Source organism: Nocardioides sp. LMS-CY (assembly GCF_018732145.1).
Taxonomy (GTDB): Bacteria; Actinomycetota; Actinomycetes; order Propionibacteriales; family Nocardioidaceae; genus Nocardioides; species Nocardioides soli.
Window position 1 is genome coordinate 2,742,854 of record NZ_CP076104.1, and the last position, 19,248, is coordinate 2,762,101.

General features: G+C 71.5%; 19 protein-coding genes. 4 read left to right on the forward strand and 15 right to left on the reverse strand.

The genetic code is table 11. From position 1 onward, the window contains the following. Positions 1–57: 57 nt before the first annotated feature. Positions 58–1,512 (forward strand): aldehyde dehydrogenase family protein, encoded by a 1,455-nt coding sequence (locus KM427_RS13240; RefSeq protein ID WP_215524161.1) that lies wholly within the window; start codon positions 58–60, stop codon positions 1,510–1,512. A gap of 33 nt (positions 1,513–1,545) precedes the next feature. Here the strand turns inward: KM427_RS13240 and KM427_RS13245 are convergent, their stop codons facing one another. The 12 genes from KM427_RS13245 to dop form a co-directional block, all read right to left on the reverse strand. After that, a complete protein-coding gene (locus KM427_RS13245) occupies positions 1,546–2,424 on the reverse strand; it encodes a diacylglycerol/lipid kinase family protein (protein ID WP_252274461.1) in 879 nt (292 codons plus the stop codon). Between the two features lie 28 nt (positions 2,425–2,452). Then, the gene (locus KM427_RS13250; protein WP_183594706.1) at positions 2,453–2,863 is read right to left on the reverse strand and encodes a hypothetical protein; all 411 of its coding nucleotides are present in this window, start codon (positions 2,861–2,863) and stop codon (positions 2,453–2,455) included. Next, a complete protein-coding gene (gene tatC / locus KM427_RS13255; RefSeq protein WP_183594705.1) occupies positions 2,860–3,627 on the reverse strand; it encodes a twin-arginine translocase subunit TatC in 768 nt (255 codons plus the stop codon). Before tatC ends, KM427_RS13250 begins: the two co-directional genes overlap by 4 nt. Positions 3,628–3,717: 90 nt before the next feature. Further along, positions 3,718–3,975, reverse strand: coding sequence for a Sec-independent protein translocase subunit TatA (gene tatA / locus KM427_RS13260; RefSeq protein WP_246391256.1), 258 nt, complete (start codon positions 3,973–3,975; stop codon positions 3,718–3,720). Positions 3,976–4,060: 85 nt separating this feature from the next. Continuing rightward, complete coding sequence (locus KM427_RS13265) at positions 4,061–5,050, reverse strand: WYL domain-containing transcriptional regulator (RefSeq protein WP_215524164.1); 990 nt, start codon at positions 5,048–5,050, stop codon at positions 4,061–4,063. Next, positions 5,047–6,027 carry a helix-turn-helix transcriptional regulator gene (locus KM427_RS13270; RefSeq protein ID WP_215524165.1) on the reverse strand — a complete coding sequence of 327 codons (981 nt, stop codon included), beginning with the start codon at positions 6,025–6,027 and terminating at the stop codon, positions 5,047–5,049. The genes KM427_RS13265 and KM427_RS13270 overlap by 4 nt, the downstream gene beginning before the upstream one ends. 22 nt (positions 6,028–6,049) lie before the next feature. Then, positions 6,050–7,006, reverse strand: coding sequence for an FKBP-type peptidyl-prolyl cis-trans isomerase (locus KM427_RS13275; RefSeq protein WP_183594702.1), 957 nt, complete (start codon positions 7,004–7,006; stop codon positions 6,050–6,052). 90 nt (positions 7,007–7,096) lie between these two features. After that, a complete protein-coding gene (gene pafA / locus KM427_RS13280; RefSeq protein ID WP_183594701.1) occupies positions 7,097–8,458 on the reverse strand; it encodes a Pup--protein ligase in 1,362 nt (453 codons plus the stop codon). 91 nt (positions 8,459–8,549) lie between these two features. Beyond that, positions 8,550–9,365 (reverse strand): proteasome subunit alpha, encoded by an 816-nt coding sequence (prcA, locus tag KM427_RS13285; protein ID WP_215524166.1) that lies wholly within the window; start codon positions 9,363–9,365, stop codon positions 8,550–8,552. Then, a complete protein-coding gene (prcB, locus tag KM427_RS13290; protein WP_215524167.1) occupies positions 9,362–10,219 on the reverse strand; it encodes a proteasome subunit beta in 858 nt (285 codons plus the stop codon). Before prcB ends, prcA begins: the two co-directional genes overlap by 4 nt. An 82-nt stretch (positions 10,220–10,301) precedes the next feature. Then, positions 10,302–10,499 (reverse strand): ubiquitin-like protein Pup, encoded by a 198-nt coding sequence (locus KM427_RS13295; RefSeq protein WP_183594698.1) that lies wholly within the window; start codon positions 10,497–10,499, stop codon positions 10,302–10,304. A 99-nt stretch (positions 10,500–10,598) separates the two neighbouring features. Further along, positions 10,599–12,107 carry a depupylase/deamidase Dop gene (dop, locus tag KM427_RS13300; RefSeq protein WP_286674189.1) on the reverse strand — a complete coding sequence of 503 codons (1,509 nt, stop codon included), beginning with the start codon at positions 12,105–12,107 and terminating at the stop codon, positions 10,599–10,601. A gap of 43 nt (positions 12,108–12,150) precedes the next feature. On the opposite strand from dop, the gene KM427_RS13305 reads away from it, so the two are divergent. Both KM427_RS13305 and KM427_RS13310 read left to right on the forward strand, forming a co-directional pair. Next, complete coding sequence (locus KM427_RS13305; protein ID WP_215524168.1) at positions 12,151–12,780, forward strand: class I SAM-dependent methyltransferase; 630 nt, start codon at positions 12,151–12,153, stop codon at positions 12,778–12,780. Further along, positions 12,777–13,571 (forward strand): sulfotransferase, encoded by a 795-nt coding sequence (locus KM427_RS13310; protein ID WP_215524169.1) that lies wholly within the window; start codon positions 12,777–12,779, stop codon positions 13,569–13,571. Before KM427_RS13305 ends, KM427_RS13310 begins: the two co-directional genes overlap by 4 nt. Before the next feature lie 199 nt (positions 13,572–13,770). On the opposite strand, the gene arc is transcribed toward KM427_RS13310, so the two are convergent. The 3 genes from arc to KM427_RS13325 all read right to left on the reverse strand — a co-directional run bounded on the left by arc (position 13,771) and on the right by KM427_RS13325 (position 17,789). Then, the gene (gene arc, locus KM427_RS13315) at positions 13,771–15,528 is read right to left on the reverse strand and encodes a proteasome ATPase (protein ID WP_215524170.1); all 1,758 of its coding nucleotides are present in this window, start codon (positions 15,526–15,528) and stop codon (positions 13,771–13,773) included. Positions 15,529–15,654: 126 nt separating this feature from the next. Beyond that, positions 15,655–16,632 carry a tRNA (adenine-N1)-methyltransferase gene (locus tag KM427_RS13320; protein WP_221200108.1) on the reverse strand — a complete coding sequence of 326 codons (978 nt, stop codon included), beginning with the start codon at positions 16,630–16,632 and terminating at the stop codon, positions 15,655–15,657. A gap of 20 nt (positions 16,633–16,652) precedes the next feature. After that, positions 16,653–17,789, reverse strand: coding sequence for a site-2 protease family protein (locus KM427_RS13325; protein ID WP_183594693.1), 1,137 nt, complete (start codon positions 17,787–17,789; stop codon positions 16,653–16,655). A gap of 91 nt (positions 17,790–17,880) precedes the next feature. Between KM427_RS13325 and KM427_RS13330 the strand changes: the two genes are divergently transcribed. After that, on the forward strand, positions 17,881–18,762 hold the full coding sequence (locus tag KM427_RS13330; protein WP_183594823.1) for a RecB family exonuclease: 882 nt from the start codon (positions 17,881–17,883) through the stop codon (positions 18,760–18,762). Positions 18,763–19,248 lie beyond the last annotated feature (486 nt).

Sequence of the window (19,248 nt, forward strand, 5' to 3'; positions counted from 1 at the left end):
TGCGATGGTCGGCTCCCTTCGGCCGCGGGGCCGTCCAGTCGATCCGGGAGGTTCGCGATGCCCATCCTCGAGACCAATGTCTGGCACGACACGATCTTCAGCGAGGGATGGCAGCGTTCCTCCGCCGTTCTCGACGTGGTCGAGCCGGCGACCGGGGAGGTGCTGGCCGGTGTGGGTGGGGCCAGTCCGGAGGACGTGGCCGCGGCCGCGCGACACGCCGCCTCGGCGCAGCCCCGGTGGGCGGCACTCCCCCCGTCCGAGCGCGCCGCTGTGCTCCGTCGAGCCGCCGCGCTCTGGGAGGAGAACCTCGACGAGATCGCCACCTGGATCGTGCGAGAGAGCGGCTCGGTCCGCACCAAGGCGGAGCTGGAGCTCCGCGTCGCTGCGGCCGAGTGCCATGAGGCGGCCGGGCTGCCGACGGCTCCCCACGGCGAGGTGCTGACCTCCAACGAGCCGCGGTGGAGCTTCGCGCGCAGGCGCCCGGCCGGGGTCGTCGCCGTCATCGCCCCGTTCAACTTCCCGCTCGTGCTGTCGATCCGGTCCGTGGCCCCCGCGCTGGCCCTGGGCAACGCGGTGCTGCTCAAGCCCGACCCGCGCACGGCGGTCGGGGGTGGGGTCGCCCTGGCGCGCGTCTTCGAGCTGGCCGGCCTGCCCGCGGGACTGCTCCACGTCCTGCCCGGCGGGGTCGATGTCGGCGCGGCCGTCGTCGCGGCGCCCGAGGTCTCCGTCGTCTCGTTCACGGGTTCGACCGGAGCCGGGCGGGCGGTCGGCGAACTGGGCGGCCGCCTGCTCAAGCGCACCCACCTCGAGCTCGGCGGCAACAACGCACTCGTCGTGCTGGGGTCGGCCGATGTCGAGCCCGCGGCGGCCGCCGGTGCCTTCGGATCGTTCCTGCACCAGGGGCAGATCTGCATGACGACCGGCCGTCACCTCGTGCACGAGAGCCTCTACGACGACTATGTCGCCGCCCTCGCGGCGAAGGCAGACGCCCTCCCCGTGGGCGACCCCTACCGGTCGGACGTCGCCCTGGGCCCGTTGATCGACGAGGGTCAGCGGGCCCGGGTCGACCGGATCGTGACGGAGTCCGTGTCGGGTGGCGCGCACCTGGCGGCCGGCGGCACGTCGGAGCGTCTATTCTATCGGCCGACCGTCATCGCGGACCGTCGGGGAGAGACCAGCGCGTTCGGCTCGGAGATCTTCGGCCCGGTAGCCCCGGTGACACCGTTCCGGACGCTCGACGACGTCGTGTCCTCCTGCCGGGCCGACGAGCACGGCCTCGCACTCGGGCTGCTGGGTGACGTCGGGGAGGCGATGGAGCTCGCCGACCGGATCCCCAGCGGGATCGTCCACATCAACGAGCAGACCGTCTCCGACGAGCCCCAGGCTCCCTTCGGCGGGGTCGGCGCGTCCGGAACGGGCAGCCGGTTCGGCGGCGCCGCCGCCAACATCGAGGCGTTCACGGAGACCCAGTGGCTCACCGTCCGTGGCCAGATCGCGCCCTACCCGTTCTGACCGGCTGCGGCCCGCGGGCTCGACCAGCCCGCGTCAGCAGATGACCGTGAGGGCGCCGGGCACGCACTCGACGGTGAGCGGGAGCGCGCCGAAGCGCTCGCCGTCGGCGTACGACACGATGCCGGGTGCTGCCACCGTGACCGAGTGGACGCGGTGGTGCTCGTAGGCGGGGTGGGTGACGTGGGTGCCCTTGAAGAGCTTCGGGTACGTGCGGACCAGGCCGGTCTTGCTCATCGGCTTGATGACGACCACGTCGAGCAGCCCGTCGTCGAGGAGGGCGCCCTCGGTGATCCGGAGCCCGCCGCCGAACGACGGGCCGTTGCCGACGGCGACCAGCATCGCCTCCAGGTGGTGGCTCTCGCCGTCGAGGTCGAGCGTGTACGGGATCGGCTCGAAGACGCGGAGCTCGGCCAGCGTCGCGATGTTGTAGCGCATCTGGCCCCGCGGCCAGGTCATCCGGTTGGCGCGCTCGTTGACGATCGCGTCGAAGCCCGCGGCGAGCACGGTCAGGAAGTATCGATCGCCGCTGCGGGCCAGGTCGATCCGGCGGGGTGCCCCGGCCAGCAGCCGCTCGGTGGCGGCCCGTGGGTCCTTGCGCGGCAGGTCGAAGTAGCGGGCCACGTCGTTGCCGGTGCCCGCCGGGATCAGGCCGAGCGCCGTGGAGGTGCCGGCGGTGGCCTGGACGCCGAGGTGCACCATGCCGTCGCCGCCGACCACGACCAGCGTCTCCACGCCGTCCGCGACGCACTGGTGGGCCAGGTCGAGCGCCTCGGCCGGGTCGCGACCCTGCAGCGTGCGTGGGGTGATGCCGGCCTCCCGGAGCCGCTGCAGCGCGGCGTCGCGGGCCTTCGCGCCGCGCCCCCTGCCCGCCGTGGGGTTGGTGAGGAGCGCGATGTCGCGGGTGCCGGTCACGGCCGAACAGTAGACGACGGAGGGCCGCTCAGCGAGGCGTTCGGCCCACGTCGCCGATGCGCAGACGCACGGAGTAGCGCTCCGCGGAGGCACCGACCGCGCGGGCGAGCCGGCCCACCGCATCGAGCACCAGGTCGGCGGAGAACGACGTGCCCGGCACCGCGAGCGTCATCCGGTCGCCGCGCTCGATGAGGTGCACCTCGCCGTGCCGCCAGGCCTGGTGCGCCAGGCGACGCAGCCGGTCGGACGCGACCGGGGCCGGGTACGCCTCGTCGACCGCGAGCAGGTCGCACGGGAGCGGGTCCTGGCCGTCGGCCGCGAGCTCGCCGGGTACGGCGTACCCGGTGCGCAGCCCGGCGCGCGCCGACCACGTCACGTCCGCGATGCCGAGCCAGTCGGGCAGGTCGAACGGGTCGACCGCGGTCTCGTCGTCCGTCACAGGGGCGATGCCTCGTCGGGCGAGAGGTCCTTGAACGGCCGCCGCTCGGCCTTGCGGCGGTCGTGGACGCGGGCCATCACCTCGGAGACGAAGTAGAGGAGCACCATCGGCACCGCCATGAACGTCATCGTGAACGGGTCCGTCGACGGGGTGGCGACCGCGGCGAAGACGAAGATGCCGACGATGATCCAGGGGCGGTAGCGGGCCAGGGTCTTGCCCTTGACCACACCGGCCCGGTTGAGCATCACCACGAAGACCGGGATCTCGAAGGCGAGGCCGAAGACCAGCAGGGTGCGGGTGAAGAACTGGAGGTACTCGTTGAAGTCCACCAGGTTGGTGATCGGGTCGGGGTTCAGCCCGATCAGCACCTCGAGCCCCTTGGGCAGGGTGAGGAAGCCCAGGACCACCCCGATGAAGAACAGGGGCACGGCCACGGCCATGAAGATCCGCGTCCAGCGCCGCTCGCTGGGGTGCAGGCCGGGGAGGATGAACGCCCAGATCTGGTAGAGCCAGACCGGTGAGGTGACCAGCAGCGCCGTGAACCCGCAGAGCTTGAGGTAGAGCATCAGGCCGCCGCCGGCGCCGCTGGTGGTCGCCAGGCTGGTGCCCTCCGGCAGCTTCGCCACGGCGTCCTCGTAGGGGCCGTAGACGAAGTCGAACAGCGGGTCGAAGAAGAACAGCGCGACCACGAAGACGACGACGAGGGTCAGGAAGACCCTCAGGATCCGGGCACGCAACTCCCGGAAATGGTCGGAGAGTGCCATCCGACCGTCTTCTCCGACCGGATGGACCGGCTTGGTGGAGAGGAACAGGAGCAGACCTCGGAACGCCACGGGGGTGCTGTGGGTTCGAGGTCAGCCGTTGTTCTTGTCGGCCTGCCGGTCCTCGGCCTGGGGCTGCTCGGGTGTGGTCGGCGGCAGCTCGCTCGCCGGCTTGGTCGGCGGCGTCGGCTCGTCATCGTCGTCGTCGCGCAGACCCTTGGTCTCGGCCTTGAAGATCCGCAGGGCCTGGCCGGTGCCGCGCGCGAGATCGGGGAGCTTGGCGGCACCGAAGACGAGCACCACGATTGCCAGGATGACGAGCCACTCGGCTCCCTGGGGCATTCCGATCATGGGGTTGAGCATCGTGACCTCATCTGTTGGTGGGTAGCGGCTCCATCGTACGCCCCGTCGCTCGGCCGGACGGGGTGGCCGACGGTCATCCGTACAGGTCGAGCGCCTCGCGCGCGGCGGCGGCGTACGACTCGGCGTACGCCGCCGGCGCGATGACGCGGGCATGGGGCGCGAGCCGCAGCAGCAGGCGCTGCAGCCAGCGCTCGTTGGCGATGACGAGGTCGACCTCGAGCCGGCCCCCGCGGCGCGGCCGGACGTCCTCGACCGGGTAGTACTCGACCACCCACCGCGCGGCCGGGTCGAGCTCGAGGGTCGCGAGCGTCGTCTCGGGCGACCGGGGGAAGAGGCCCGTGTCGGTCAGGTCGCGGGGCGGCTCGGGGTCGGAGACGATCTCGCTCTCCAGCACGTGGGCCGCCTCGATCCGGTCCAGCCGGAAGAGGCGAGGTGCGTCGGCACTGTGGCACCACGCGTCGAGGTAGGTCGAGCCGTGGGCCGTCACGATGCCGCGAGGGTCGACCACGCGTTCGGAGAGCTCGTCGCGGGAGGGCACGTAGTAGCGCAGCCGGACCTGCCGCCGGGCGTCGCCCGCGCGGCGCAGGTCGGCCTCGAGCCGGACCAGGTCGGCGCCGCCGGGGATCTCCCCGGGATCGATCTGGTGGGCGCCGGAGCCGTGGGCGGCGGCGGCCTCGAGCTTCGCGAGCGCGCGGTCCACCACCTCACGGGTGTCGTCGCCCGCGCTGCCGCGCAGGGCACGCAGCGCGACGATGATCGCGGTGGCCTCCGTCGGGGACAGCCGGAGCGGGCGCGCCAGGTAGTCGGCGTTGGTCACCCGGATCACGCCGTCGCCCTCCGGCTCCTCGAGCGCGTCGAGGTCGACGTCGATGAGATCGTCCGGATAGCCCCCCGGCAGCCCGCACATGAGCAGCACCTTGAGGTCGGCGAGCACCTGCTCGGCGGGGACGCCGAGGGCCGCCGCGGCGTCCTCGAGCCGGACCTTGCCCCGGGCGTGCAGGAACGGGACCAGGGTCAGCAGCCGGGCCACCTGGTCCTTCGCGCCCGCCGGCTGGGTGCTCACGAGTCCCTCCCCACGACGGCACGCAGCCGCTCGATCACGATGGTGCGCACCTCGTCGGGTGACTCGACGTAGACGTCGGCGCCGTACCCGAGCAGTTGCTCGGCCACCTCGGAGCCGCTGCGCGCCAGCCGGACCCGGTCCCAGGCGGTCCGGCGATCCGGACCGGCGACGTCGGACTCGACGGCGACGGCGTCGCGGCGCAGCGGTCCGCCCGCGTCGCGACGCACCAGGACCACGGTCTCCCCCGCGGGCGGCGGTGGGGCCAGCCGCATCGCGGTGGCCCGTACGTCCGTCCCGGGCGGTACGTCGTACGAGCCCGGCGCGCCGGCGCGGCGCGCCTCCCCCTGGACCCGCGACAGGCGGAAGACCCGCTCCTGGCCGCGGTCGGTGTCGAGGCCGACGACGTACCAGCGGCCGGAGTAGCGGACGACACCCCACGGCTGGAGGTGCCGGGTGGTGGTCCGGGTCGCACCGGAGCGGCGGTACTCGAACTCGACCGGCGTGCGCTCCTGGGTGGCCTCCCAGAACACGTCGAACGACGGCTCCTCCGCCGAGAGCCGCGGCTCCGCGATGTCGAGGGCCGACTCGTCCACCTCCACCCCGAACGCCGCGAGCTTGCGCACCGCCTCCGTCGTGGCGTCGGCCAGCCGGGCGTGCTGCCAGACTCGGGTGGCGAGGCCGATCACCGCCGCCTCGTCGGGCGTCAGCGCGATGTCGGGCAGCGAGAGCTCGTCGGGCCGGACCCGGTAGCCGGGCTCGTCGTCGAAGTAGGCGTCGATGCTGCCGACCTCGATCGGGACCCCGAGGCTGCGCAGCTCCTCCTTGTCCCGCTCGAACATCTTCTCGAAGGCGTCGTCCGACATGCCCGGGTAGAGGATCTCCCGGATCCGGTCCTTCGAGACGAAGTGGCGCTGGACCAGCAGCATGATCAGGAGGTTGAGCAGACGCTCGCTCTTCCTGCCCGTCGTCCCGCTCATGCTGCCGATCCTTCCCGACGGGTCAGGACGCCGCCAGGATGTCGACCACGAAGTACAGCGTGTCGGTGCCCTTGATGCCGGCGTCCGGGTTGCCGTCCTTGCCGTAGCCCCAGGCCGGCGGCAGCGCGATGATCATCCGGCTGCCGACCTTGGCGCCGACCAGGGTCTTGTCCCAGCCGGAGACGACCTGACCGACGCCGATGGCGAAGGACGCCGGGGCGCTGCTGTAGCTCTCGTCGAAGGGCTTCTTGCCGCCGTAGACCTGGCCGAGGTAGTTGACCGTGATCGTCTGGCCCTTCTTGACCACGTCGCCCTCGCCCTGGATCAGGGTCGCCGACTGGAGCTTGCGGTCGGGCTCGGGCGCCTTGGAGAAGTCGAGACCCGTGACCTTGTCGCCCTCGGTGATCAGGCCGGGCGCCCACGACGGCGCCGGCTGCTCCTTGCCCTCCGGGCCGTCGAGGACGACCTGCTTGTCCATGAGGTCGACGATCAGCAGCACGGTGTCCTTGTTGCCGATGCCCATCTGCGCGTTGCCGGCCTCGCCGAAGGCGTCGGCGGCGGTGGCGGTGACAGCGATGCGCGAGCCGATGGTCCGGTCGATGATGGCGTCCTTGAACACCGGGCTCAGGTCGTTGCTGGCCTGGACCGACTCCGGCTGCTTCTGGTCGTACGTCGAGTACGCCTTCTCCTGCGTGGTGCCGTTGCCGATCCAGATGTGGGCCGAGACCTGGTCGCCCTCGGCCACCTTCTCGCCGTCGCCCTCGGTGACGACCTCGGTGGCGGTCTTGTCGACCTTGAGCTCGCCGTCCCACTCGACCTCGGGCTCCTTGCCGACGTCGCCGGTGATCGTGATGCCGTGCAGGGCATCGGTCGAGCCGGAGCCGCTGTCGGAGCCGTCGTCGTCGCCGCAGGCGACCAGCGTGGTGGCCAGGAGGAGCGGCAGGACGATGGCCGGGAGCCGTCGCAGACGTCGTGACACGGGATCAACCTTCGGTTCGGATGCAGAGGACATGCTGAGACTCCAGCCCGGACACCCTAGCGGCCGACCCTGAAGGCAACCTGACCGCGCTCACATCCCGTCGATCAGGCGCTGCACCCGCTCGTCGTGCGCGCGGAACGGGTCCTTGCACAGGACGGTGCGCTGGGCCTGGTCGTTGAGCTTCAGGTGCACCCAGTCGACGGTGAAGTCGCGGCGGCGCTCCTGGGCCCGGCGGATGAACTCGCCACGCAGCCGGGCGCGGGTGTTCTGCGGCGGCACCGACTTGGCCTCGAAGATCTTCAGGTCGCTGGTCACTCGCGCCACCATGCCCCGCTTCTCCAGCAGGTAGTAGAGGCCGCGGCCGCGGTGGATGTCGTGGTAGGCGAGGTCGAGCTGGGCGATGCGGGGGTGGCCGAGCGGCAGGCCGTGCTTCGCGCGGTAGCGCTCGATCAGCTTCCACTTGATGACCCAGTCGATCTCGCGGTCGACCAGACCGAGGTCGTCGGACTCCACCGCCTTGAGGCCGCGCTCCCACAGGTCGAGGGCCTGCTCGATCACCGGGGTGCTGATCCCCCGGCGGTCGACGAAGTCGCGTGCCTTCGAGAGGTACTCCTGCTGGATGTCGAGCGCACTGGCCTCGCGGCCGTTCGCGAGCCGCACCTTGCGGGTGCCGGTGACGTCGTGGGAGATCTCGCGGATCGCGCGGATCGGGTTCTCCATCGTGAGGTCGCGCATCACCACGCCCTCCTCGATCATCCGCAGCACCAGGTCGCAGCTGGCCACCTTGAGCATCGTGGTGGTCTCGCTCATGTTGCTGTCGCCGACGATCACGTGCAGGCGCCGGTACTTCTCCGCGTCGGCGTGCGGCTCGTCGCGGGTGTTGATGATCGGCCGGCTGCGCGTGGTGGCGCTGCTGACGCCCTCCCAGATGTGCTCGGCACGCTGGGAGACCGAGTACGACGCGCCGCGCGGCGTCTGGGTGATCTTGCCGGCCCCGACGACGATCTGCCGGGTCACCAGGAACGGGATGAGGACGTCGGCCAGCCGGGAGAACTCCCCGGCCCGGCTGACGAGGTAGTTCTCGTGGCAGCCGTAGGAGTTGCCGGCCGAGTCGGTGTTGTTCTTGAACAGGTAGATCTCGCCCGCGATGCCCTCGTCGTGCAGCCGCTGCTCGGCGTCCAGGAGGAGGCCCTCCAGGACCCGCTCCCCCGCCTTGTCGTGGGTGACCAGGTCGACGACGTCGTCGCACTCGGGCGTGGCGTACTCCGGGTGGCTGCCCACGTCGAGGTAGAGCCGGGCGCCGTTGCGGAGGAAGACGTTGCTGCTGCGCCCCCAGCTGACGACCTTGCGGAAGAGGTAGCGCGCGACCTCGTCGGGGCTCAGCCGCCGCTGCCCCTTGAACGTGCACGTGACGCCGTACTCGTTCTCGATCCCGAAGATCCGCCTGTCCACGGTTGCAGCCTAGGCGCACCGAGGTTGGAACCGGGTCACTTCGAGCCCGACGAGTCGTCGGAGCGGGCCCGGAGGCCGGGGCGCCCGCCGGTCAGGAGACCGGCGGTGCCACCGGCGGGCCATCGTCACCGGTGTCGGCGGCTGGCGCCCCCGTCTGGTCCCCCGTCTGGTCCGTCGGCTGCTCGGCGGGCTCGGTCGTCGGCACCGGCGTCCGGTCGCCGAGCAGCTCCGCGAGCCGGGCCGGGCGGAGCCGGGAGAACTTCCGGGGCTGCGAGCGGGTGCGGTCGAGGACGGCGATCTCGAGGTCGCCCGCCTCGATCACCCGGTGCTCGGCCTCGTTGTGGCCCAGCGCCTCGACGGCGAGCCGGAGGGCGTCGGCGAGGGAGGCGCCCTCGGCGTACCGCTCCTCGAGGTAGCCGCCCACCACGTCGGCGGCGCCGCCCATGACGGCGAAGCCGTGCTCGTCGGCCACCTGGCCGTCGTAGGTGAGCCGGTAGAGCTGGTCGTCGGCCGCGCTGTCGCCGATCTCGGCGACGAAGAGCTCGACCTCGTAGGGCTTCTCGCCACCGCTGGAGAAGATCGTGCCGAGCGTCTGGGCGTAGGCGTTGGCCAGGCCGCGCCCGGTCACGTCGCGGCGGTCGTAGGCGTACCCGCGCATGTCGGCGAGGCGGACGCCGGCGATCCGCAGGTTCTCGAACTCGTTGTAGCGGCCGACCGCGGCGAACGCGATCCGGTCGTAGATCTCGGAGACCTTGTGCAGCGCCTGGGAGGGGTTCTCGGTCGCGAACAGCACGCCGTCGGCGTACTGCACCGCCACCACCGAGCGGCCCCGGGCGATGCCCTTGCGGGCGAAGTCGGCCCGGTCCTTCATCAGCTGCTCGGGCGAGACGTAGAACGGCATGCTCATGCCTGGCCACCCTCCATCAGCGGGGCCGCGGGGCCGTCGGGCCGGGTCATCCGGCCGGCGATCACCTGGTCGGCGACCGCGGCCACGGCCGAGTCGGCCAGCCGGCGCCCGCCGTCGGCGGTGATCACCTGGACGACGGGGAAGATCCGGCGGGTCAGGTCGGGCCCACCGGTGGCCGAGTCGTCGTCGGCCGCGTCGTACAGCGCCTGGACGACCGCCGTGACGCACCCGGTCTCGTCGAAGTCGTCGCGGTAGAGCTTCTTCAGCGACCCGCGCGCGAACAGCGAGCCCGAGCCCACCGAGTGGAAGGCGGTCTCCTCGTAGCGTCCCCCGGTGACGTCGTAGCTGAAGATCCGGCCCTGGTCGGTGGTGAGGTCGTAGCCGGCGAAGAGGGGTACGACGGCGAGACCCTGCATCGCCATGCCCAGGTTGCCGCGGATCAGCGCCGCGAGGCGGTTGGCCTTGCCGTCCATCGAGAGCGTGGTGCCCTCGATCTTCTCGTAGTGCTCCAGCTCGACCTGGAAGAGCCGCACCATCTCGACGGCGATCCCGGCGGTGCCCGCGATGCCGACGGCGGAGAACTCGTCGGCCGGAAAGACCTTCTCGATGTCACGCTGGGCGATGATGTTGCCCATCGTCGCGCGCCGGTCACCGGCCATCACGACGCCGCCGGCGAAGGTCGCCGCGACGATCGTGGTGCCGTGCGGGGCGAGGTCGCCGGCGTGGCCCGGTGCCTGCCCCTGGGGCACCGCCCGGCGCCCCGGCAGCAGGTCGGGCGCCTGCTCGGCGAGGAAGTCGGCGAACGACGTGGTGCCCGGCTGCAGGAAGGCGGCCGGGAGACGAGGACTGCTCATGCACGTACTCGCTTCGCTCCGTGCGCGCATGAGGCACGGAGGGCGCGGCATTGGATGGTGAGCTCGCTTCGCTCGCCCACTCCTACTCCCCGCCCTTCTGGATGAAGGACTTCACGAAGTCCTCGGCATTCGTCTCGAGCACGTCGTCGATCTCGTCGAGGATGTCGTCAACCTCGTCGTCGAGAGCCTCCTTGCGCTCGGCGACGTCGGTCTCGGGCGCGGTCTCGACGGCCGCCTCGGACTCCGACGAGCGGCGCGGCTGCTTCTGCTCCTGTGCCATACCACCACCCTATCCAGTCAGCGGTACCCGGTCAGCGACGCGGCGGCGCGTCGAGACACCGGGATCCGGGAAGCCGGCCCGTGAGCCTCGGGAGGTGCCTCAGGAGGTGAGCGCGGTGAACAGCGCCTCGGCGGTCTCGCTGCGGTCGAGCAGCTCTCCGACGTGGGCCTTGCTGCCACGCAGCGGGTCGATGGTCGGCACCCGCTGCAGCGACTCGCGGCCCGGAAGGTCGAAGATCACCGAGTCCCACGAGGCGGCGGCGACGTGCTCGGCGTACTTCTCCAGGCAGCGACCCCGGAAGTAGGCCCGGGTGTCCTCCGGCGGGTCGTGCATGGCGCGCTCGATGACGGTGTCCTCGAGCAGCCGCGTCATCCGGCCTCCGGCGACCAGCCGGTGGTAGAGCCCCTTCTCGGGACGGATGTCGGAGTACTGGAGGTCGATCAGCTGCAGCTTGGCGTCGTCCCACTCCAGCCCGTCACGCTGGCGGTACTGCTCGAGCAGCCGCAGCTTGGCCACCCAGTCGAGCTCGCCGGCCAGCGACATGGGGTCGCGCTCGAGGCGGTCGAGCACCGACTCCCAGCGCGCGAGGACGTCGACGGTCTGCGCGTCGGCGTCCGTGCCGTAGCGGTCCTCGACGTACTTGCGAGCCAGGTCGAGGTACTCCAGCTGGAGCTGGACGCCGGTGAGCTCGCGCCCGTCGACCAGGCGCACCCGGTGCTGCAGCGAGGCGTCGTGGGAGATCGCCCGCAGGCCGGCGACCGGGGCGTCGACGGTCAGGTCGGTGGTGATGAACCGGTCCTCGATCATCGCCAGCACCAGCGCGGTGGTGCCGACCTTGAGGTACGTCGAGATCTCGGCCAGGTTCGCGTCGCCGATGATCACGTGGAGACGGCGGTACTTCTCCGGGTCGGCGTGCGGCTCGTCGCGGGTGTTGATGATCGGCCGCTTCAGGGTGGTCTCGAGGCCGACCTCGACCTCGAAGAAGTCCGCGCGCTGGCTGATCTGGAACCCGTCGCCCCGGCCGTCCTGGCCGATCCCGACCCGGCCGGCACCGCACACCACCTGGCGGCTGACGAAGAACGGCGTCAGGTGCCGCACGATGTCGCCGAACGGCGTCGAGCGGCGCATCAGGTAGTTCTCATGGGCGCCGTAGGAGGCGCCCTTGTTGTCGGTGTTGTTCTTGTAGAGCACGATCGGCGGTCCGCCCGGCAGCTGCCCGGCCCGCCGGGAGGCGTCGAGCATCACCAGCTCGCCCGCCTTGTCCCAGGTGACCGCGTCGAGCGGCGTGGTCACCTCGGGCGTGGAGTACTCCGGGTGGGCGTGGTCGACGTACAGGCGGGCGCCGTTGGTGAGGATGACGTTGGCCAGCCCCATGTCCTCGTCGGTGAGCTGGCTGGGGTCGGCGACCTGCCGCGACATGTCGAAGCCGCGGGCGTCGCGCAGCGGCGACTCCTCCTCGAAGTCCCACCGGGCGCGGCGCGCCCGCAGGGTCGCGGACGCGTAGGCGTTGACGATCTGCGAGGAGGCGACCATCGGGTTGGCCAGCGGCTGGCCCTGCACGGCGATGCCGTACTCCACCTCGGTCCCCATCACCCGTCGCACGCTCATGACTCGAGCGTACGCGAGCCGCAGAGGCCGTAGGCTCCGGAGCATGGGCTGGTGGACCGAGCATGTCGTCCCGCACCTGGCGGACCGTTCGCTCTCGACCGGGCCGGTGATGCGGCTGCGTGGGGAGGCGGTCACGGGGCTCGGTGGCCGGGTGCTGGAGATCGGCTTCGGGAGCGGGCGCAACGCGGCGCTCTACCCCGAGGCGGTCGAGAGCGTGGACGCGGTCGAGCCGTCGGACGTCGGCTGGCGGATGTCCGAGCGGGCCCGCGCCGCCTGCCCGGTACCGGTCGCCCGGGTCGGTCTCGACGGACAGCGTCTCGAGGCCGAGGACGCGTCGTACGACGCCGTGCTGTCGACGTTCACGCTGTGCACCATCCCCGACGTCGCCCGGGCGCTCGCGGAGGTGCGCCGGGTGCTGCGCCCCGGCGGCAGCCTGCACTTCCTGGAGCACGGGCGCTCCCCCGACCCCCAGGTCGCCTCCTGGCAGCGGCGGCTGGACCCGGTCCAACGGCGGGTCGCGGGCGGCTGTCATCTCAGCCGCGACGTCCCGGCGCTGGTCGAGGCGGCGGGTCTGACACCGGCCACCCTGGCGGCCGCCTACCTGCCCGGGCCGGCGGCCGGCCGACCCTGGACCTACGTCTACCGCGGGCGGGCCGTAGGTTCGACGCGATGAGCAGGACGGAGACGGACGGGACCGGAAGGTCGCCGAGAGTGCTGCGCGGCCGCGGCGAGCTCGCGCGGCTCCGCGACGAGAACGCCGCGCTGCGCCGCCGGCTGGCCGCACTCGAAGGTCGCACCGACCTCGGGTACCTCTTCGTGCTCACCTACGGGCGCTCCGGCTCCACCCTGCTGCAGGGCGTCCTGAACTCGATCCCCGGCTACCTGATCCGTGGCGAGAACCGGCAGATGATGCGCCTCCTCTACGACTACCACCGCACCGGCATGGAGGCGCGGCGGGTGCAGCGCAAGGTGATGCGCCGGCTGACCGGCACGAAGACGCCGACGGACCCGACCCGGCCCTTCTTCGGCATGGACGGCTACCCGAGCAAGCGGTCGATCGCCGGCTTCCGCCGCCTGGCGCTGGACACCATCCTGCGGCCGGAGGAGGACACCCGAGTCATCGGGTTCAAGGAGATCCGGTGGACCAAGGAGGACCTCGGCGACTTCGTCGCCTGGCTGCGTCAGGTCTTCCCCGACGCCCGGTTCGTCGTGAACACGCGCAACCACGACGACGTCTCGAAGAGCATGTGGTGGGCCGACGACCCGACCGCCCCGGAGCGGCTCGAGCGCGCCGAGGCGAGGCTGCTCGCCACGGCCGCCGACCTGGGCGACGCGGCGTACCACGTCAGGTACGACGACTACGTCGCCGACCCGGCCGCGCTGGCGCCGTTCTTCGCCTGGCTCGGGGAGCCCTTCGACGAGGAGCAGGTGCGCGCCGTCCTCGCGGTGCGGCACTCACGCTGAGCCCGCGACGGTTGAGGTGCGCCGGAGCGAGGAACGAGCGCAGGAGCCTCGAAACCTGCGGTGGTTGAGGTGCGCCGGAGCGAGGAACGAGCGCAGGAGCCTCGAAACCCCGTGAGCCGAGAAGCAGCCTCGGTCCGCGGTGGTCTCGAGGCTCGGCACTGGCGCGCCTCGCCCCTCGACCATCGTGGTCGCGTGCGGTCTACAGGTACTGTCCGGTGTTCGCGACCGTGTCGATGGACCGGCCCGGCTCGGTGCCCTGCTTGCCGGTGATGAGCGTGCGGATGAAGACGATCCGCTCGCCCTTCTTGCCGGAGATCCGGGCCCAGTCGTCGGGGTTCGTGGTGTTCGGCAGGTCCTCGTTCTCCTTGAACTCGTCCACGCACGCCTGGAGCAGATGCGAGACCCGCAGACCGTGCTGCTCGTGGTCGAGGAAGTCCTTGATCGCCATCTTCTTGGCCCGGTCGACGATGTTCTGGATCATCGCGCCGGAGTTGAAGTCCTTGAAGTACAGGACCTCCTTGTCGCCGTTGGCGTAGGTGACCTCGAGGAAGCGGTTCTCCTCGGTCTCGGTGTACATCCGCTCCACGGTTGCGCGGATCATGCCCGCGACGGTCGCGTCCCGGTCGCCGCCGAACTCCGCGATGTCGTCGGCGTGCAGCGGCAGGCTGGTGGTGAGGTACTTGCTGAAGATGTCGCGCGCCGACTCGGCGTCGGGCCGTTCGATCTTGATCTTCACGTCGAGCCGGCCGGGTCGCAGGATCGCGGGGTCGATCATGTCCTCGCGGTTGGAGGCGCCGATGACCAGCACGTTCTCGAGCAGCTCGACGCCGTCGATCTCGCTGAGCAGCTGCGGGACGATGGTGTTCTCGACGTCGGAGGACACGCCGGAGCCGCGGGTGCGGAACAGGGAGTCCATCTCGTCGAAGAACACGATGACCGGCGTGCCGGTGCTCGCCTTCTCGCGCGCCCGCTGGAAGACCAGGCGGATGTGCCGCTCGGTCTCGCCGACGTACTTGTTGAGCAGCTCGGGGCCCTTGATGTTGAGGAAGTAGGACTTGCCCTCCTGGCCGGTCTTGGCGGCGACCTTCTTCGCGAGCGAGTTGGCGACCGCCTTCGCGATCAGCGTCTTGCCGCAGCCGGGCGGGCCGTAGAGGAGCACGCCCTTGGGCGGCTTGAGCTGGTGCTCCTTGAACAGCTCGGGGTAGAGGTAGGGCAGCTCCACGGCGTCCTGGATCTGCTCGATCTGGCCCGCCAGTCCGCCGATCGACTCGTAGGCGATGTCGGGGACCTCCTCGAGGATGAGCTCCTCGACCTCCGACTTGGGGACCTTCTCGTAGACGTAGCCGGAGCGCGAGTCGAGCAGCAGCGAGTCGCCGGCGCGGATCGTCTCCCCGCACAGCGGCTCGGCCAGGCGCACGACGCGCTCCTCGTCGGCGTTCGCGATGACCAGGGCCCGGTCGCCGCCGGCGAGCAGTTCCTTGAACATGACGACCTCGCCGACCTGCTCGAACTCGAGCGCGCCCACGACGTTCAGGGCCTCGTTGAGCATGACCTCCTGGCCGCGCTGGAGACCGTCGAGGTCGACACTGGGGCTCACGTTGACGCGGAGCTTGCGTCCGCCGGTGAACACGTCGATCGAGTCGTCCTCGTTGCGCGAGAGGAAGGTGCCGAACCCGGCCGGCGGCTGCGCCAGCCGGTCGACCTCCTCCTTGAGCTTCATGATCTGCTCCCGCGCCTCGCGCAGGGTCTGGGCCAGGCGCTCGTTCTGGGCGGTCAGGCCGGCCAGCGAGCGCTGCGCGTCGGCGAGCCGGAGCTCGAGACCGCGCGAGCCGGAGGGACTCTCCCGGAGCCGGAACCTGAGGTCCGTGACCTCCGCCTCCAGGAGCCGCACCTGCTCGGTCAGCTCTTCGGGGCTACGGCCCCCCGGGCTGGGCACGCCTTCCGATGATGTCGACATCAGCGCCACCTCCTGTGTCCTCGACACTACCCAAGGGAACAGGGGACAAGCCGGTTCATTTCGCGGAGTTGATCACGATTTGGACGCGACCCGGTCACCGGGCCGTCACCCGGCGCTACTCCGGCCTCACTCGGCAGGCTCGACGGGGATCCCGGCGGGGCGCGGGCCCGTGTAGTCCGGCCCGTAGGCGCCCGGTGCCGGACGGCGCTTCTTCATCGGGGCCCGCTGCCCGGGGGCCATCCGGCGCGCGGTGACCAGGAACGCCGTGTGCCCGATCATCTTGTGGCCGGGCCGGACCGCGAGACCCTCGACGTGCCAGTCGCGGACCAGTGACTCCCACGCCTGCGGCTCGGTGAAGCCGCCGTGCACCCGGACGGTCTCGACGAACCGCGAGAGCTGGGTGGTGGTGGCGACGTACGCGCAGACGATGCCACCGGGCCACAGCGCGTCGGCGGCGGCGTCGAGGCACTCCCAGGGCGCGAGCATGTCGAGGATGATCCGGTCCGCGCGCTCTTCCGACGCCGGCAGCGCCTCGGCGAGGTCGCCGAGCGTGAGCCGCCAGGCGGGGTGGGTCTCGCCCTCGGGCGCGCCGAAGAACTGGCCGACGTTGCGGCGGGCCACGTCGGCGAACTCCTCGCGACGCTCGTACGACGACACCCGGCCGTACGGTCCGACCGCCCGGAGCAGCGAGCAGGTGAGCGCACCCGACCCGACCCCCGCCTCGACGACGTGCGCGCCGGGGAAGATGTCCGCGAGCGCGACGATCTGGGCGGCGTCCTTGGGGTAGACGACCGCAGCGCCGCGGGGCATCGAGACCACGAACTCGGAGAGCAGCGGCCGGAACACGAGGTACTCCCCACCGGCCGAGGAGGTGACGCTGAAGCCCTCCTCACGCCCGATCAGCTCGTCGTGGTCGAAGTGCCCGCGGTTGGAGAAGAAGCGCTTGCCCGGCTCGAGGCAGATGTTGTGCCGGCGCCCCTTGCTGTCGGTGAGGCGCACCCACTCGCCCGCGCGGAGCGGCCCGCGGTGCACGCCGGACCAGGCCTCGGGCGCGACGTCGGGCGCGGTCTGTCGAGCGGGCTGCGGATCGGGTCTGTCGGACATCCCCGGAACCCTAGTGGCCATCAGCGGCCGGCCTCGCGGAAGGCCCGGTCGACGTCGACGGTCACCAGCACTCCGCAGATCGAGCCGTCCTCCTCCACCAGCAGGTACTCGGCGGCCGGGTGCCGGCTGATCGCGGTGACCAGGTCCTCGCCGGCGATCGTGGCCGGCAGCCGCAGTCCGTCGTCGAGGGTCCGCGCCACGGTCGAGGTCGCGACCCAGGGCCGGCGATCCTCGGGGGTGGCGTTGAGCGCGGCCTCGCTCACGATGCCGACCGGGTGGCCGTCCGAGGTGACCGTGACCAGGCTCCCCGCCTGGGCCTCCTGCGCGCGGCGTACGGCCTCGGCGAGCGGCAGGTCACCGGGGACGGCGAGCGTGCGCCGGGCGAGCTGCCTGCCCACCAGTCGCGGGAGCCGGCTGCGGAGGCGGGCGGCCGACATCGCGGCAGTGGCGCCCGACCACAGGAACGCCGCGACGATCAGCGCCAGCGCGAAGTCGAGGATGGTGGGAGGGGTTCCGGTGAGCTGCTCCTGGAAGACCGGCCAGAGCAGGGCCGCGGCCGCGGTCGCGCGCCCGGTCCAGCCCGCGACGATCGTGCCGCGGTGGGCGTTGCCGGAGACCTGCCAGACCAGCGACTTCAGCACGCGCCCCCCGTCGAGAGGCAGTCCGGGCACGAGGTTGAGCAGTCCGACCAGCAGGTTGGCGCCCGCCAGGCCCTCGACGGCGACCAGCAGCAGCCCCTCGGGGGTGACGAACCACAGCCCGACCGCGACGATGCCGACCGCCAGTGAGGTCAGCGGGCCGACCACGGCGATCAGGAACTCCTGCCGGGGCTTGCGGGCCTCCCCCTCGATCGACGTCATGCCGCCGAGGAAGTGCAGGGTGATCGGCCCGACCGGGAACCCGAGGCGCTTGGCGACGATGGCGTGCGAGGCCTCGTGGAGCAGTACCGACAGGTACAGGATCACCGCGAACGCGAGCCCCGCGACGTACTTCCAGGCGCCGAGGCCGGGCTCGGAGGCCTCGATGCGCGGCGCGACGATGATCGCGATCAGGCCCGCGACCAGGAACCACGAGGACGAGACGAGGACGTCGCTTCCGGCGACGGTGCCGATCCTGATGGTGCCCGGTGGCCGGGGACGGGGAGGCGAGTCGGGCACGTCTCCGAGGCTATCCGACCGGTCCTCCGCTCCCCCGCGTCGCCCGGGGCCTGGCACTGTCCGTGCGCCCGTCTAGGGTGAGCGCGTGGGTGTGGAGCAGGAGTCGCCGGCGACCCGGATCTCGACCCCGGTCGACGGCGTCGACGTCCTCGGGGCACTGTCCCCGAGCCGCGCGGGCGACTTCATGACCTGCCCGCTCCTCTACCGCTTCCGCACCATCGACAGGCTCCCCGAGCCCTTCTCCCCCGATGCGGTCCGCGGGACCGTCATCCACAAGGTGCTCGAGGACCTCTTCGACCTGCCCGCCACCGACCGGACGCCCGAGCGGGCCGACGACATGCTCGAGCCCGCCTGGGAGGCGCTCGTCGAGCAGGAGCCGACGCTCCACGAGATGTTCGAGGGCGCCGAGGGGCGTGAGATCACGTCCTGGCTCGCGGCGTGCCGGAAGGTGCTGGCCCGCTACTTCACGCTCGAGGACCCGCGCCGACTCGAGCCGGCCGAGCGCGAGCTGTACGTCGAGACGCTGCTCGAGTCGAAGCTGCTGCTGCGCGGCTTCGTCGACCGCCTCGACGTGGCGCCCGACGGCTCGATCAGAGTGGTGGACTACAAGAGCGGGTCGAGTCCGAGCGAGATGTTCGAGGGCAGGGCGCTCTTCCAGATGAAGTTCTACGCGCTGGTCATCTGGCGCACTCGCGGCATCGTGCCCGCCATGCTCCAGCTCGTCTACCTCGGCAACGGCGAGATCCTCCGCTACGTCCCCGACGAGGCCGACCTGCGCGCCACCGAGCGCAAGGTCGAGGCGGTCTGGCACGCGATCCGGCGTGCCGAGGAGTCCGGCGACTGGCGGCCCAGTCCCAGCCGCCTGTGCTCGTGGTGCGCCCACCAGGCCATCTGCCCGGCCTACGGCGGCACCCCACCCCCGCTGCCCGAGCGTGACCCGCTCGTGGACGACGAGGTCGGGTCGCCCGGCTGACGCCGGCCCGGTGGTTGACGTGTGTGAGAGCGCTCGCGCCTGAGCTTCACGGTGGTTGAGGAAGGCCCGTCAGCCCTGCGCCGTATCGGTGGTTGAGGAAGGCGCGCAGGCGCCTGGGCGGTATCGGTGGTCGAGGAAGGCGCGCAGGCGCCTGGGCGGTATCGGTGGTTGAGGAAGGCGCGCTAGCGCCTGTCTCGAAACCACCATCCGGGGCGGTGGTTGTCGGGGTGGGTCGGGGTGGGTGCGTGGGTTTCGAGACGGTTGCTAGCGCAACCTCCTCAACCATCGTCGTCGGGGCCGCGGTGGTTGAGGAAGGCGCGCTGGCGCCTGTCTCGAAACCACCATCCGGGGCGGTGGTTGTCGGGCGGGGTCGGGGTGGGTGCGTGGGTTTCGAGACGGTTGCTAGCGCAACCTCCTCAACCACCGTTCTCGGGGGCGCGGTGGTTGAGGAAGGCGCGCTGGCGCCTGTCTCGAAACCACCATCCG

Coding starts and splice junctions, on each gene's coding strand:
- KM427_RS13305 (WP_215524168.1), top strand. CDS start 12,151: ATGGGCTGGTGGACCGAGCATGTCGTCCCGCACCTGGCGGACCGTTCG.
- KM427_RS13270 (WP_215524165.1), bottom strand. CDS start 6,027: ATGAGCGGGACGACGGGCAGGAAGAGCGAGCGTCTGCTCAACCTCCTG.
- tatC (WP_183594705.1), bottom strand. CDS start 3,627: ATGGCACTCTCCGACCATTTCCGGGAGTTGCGTGCCCGGATCCTGAGG.
- tatA (WP_246391256.1), bottom strand. CDS start 3,975: ATGATCGGAATGCCCCAGGGAGCCGAGTGGCTCGTCATCCTGGCAATC.
- KM427_RS13320 (WP_221200108.1), bottom strand. CDS start 16,632: ATGTCCGACAGACCCGATCCGCAGCCCGCTCGACAGACCGCGCCCGAC.
- prcB (WP_215524167.1), bottom strand. CDS start 10,219: ATGAGCAGTCCTCGTCTCCCGGCCGCCTTCCTGCAGCCGGGCACCACG.
- dop (WP_286674189.1), bottom strand. CDS start 12,107: ATGAGCGTGCGACGGGTGATGGGGACCGAGGTGGAGTACGGCATCGCC.
- prcA (WP_215524166.1), bottom strand. CDS start 9,365: ATGAGCATGCCGTTCTACGTCTCGCCCGAGCAGCTGATGAAGGACCGG.
- KM427_RS13295 (WP_183594698.1), bottom strand. CDS start 10,499: ATGGCACAGGAGCAGAAGCAGCCGCGCCGCTCGTCGGAGTCCGAGGCG.
- arc (WP_215524170.1), bottom strand. CDS start 15,528: ATGTCGACATCATCGGAAGGCGTGCCCAGCCCGGGGGGCCGTAGCCCC.
- KM427_RS13310 (WP_215524169.1), top strand. CDS start 12,777: ATGAGCAGGACGGAGACGGACGGGACCGGAAGGTCGCCGAGAGTGCTG.
- KM427_RS13240 (WP_215524161.1), top strand. CDS start 58: ATGCCCATCCTCGAGACCAATGTCTGGCACGACACGATCTTCAGCGAG.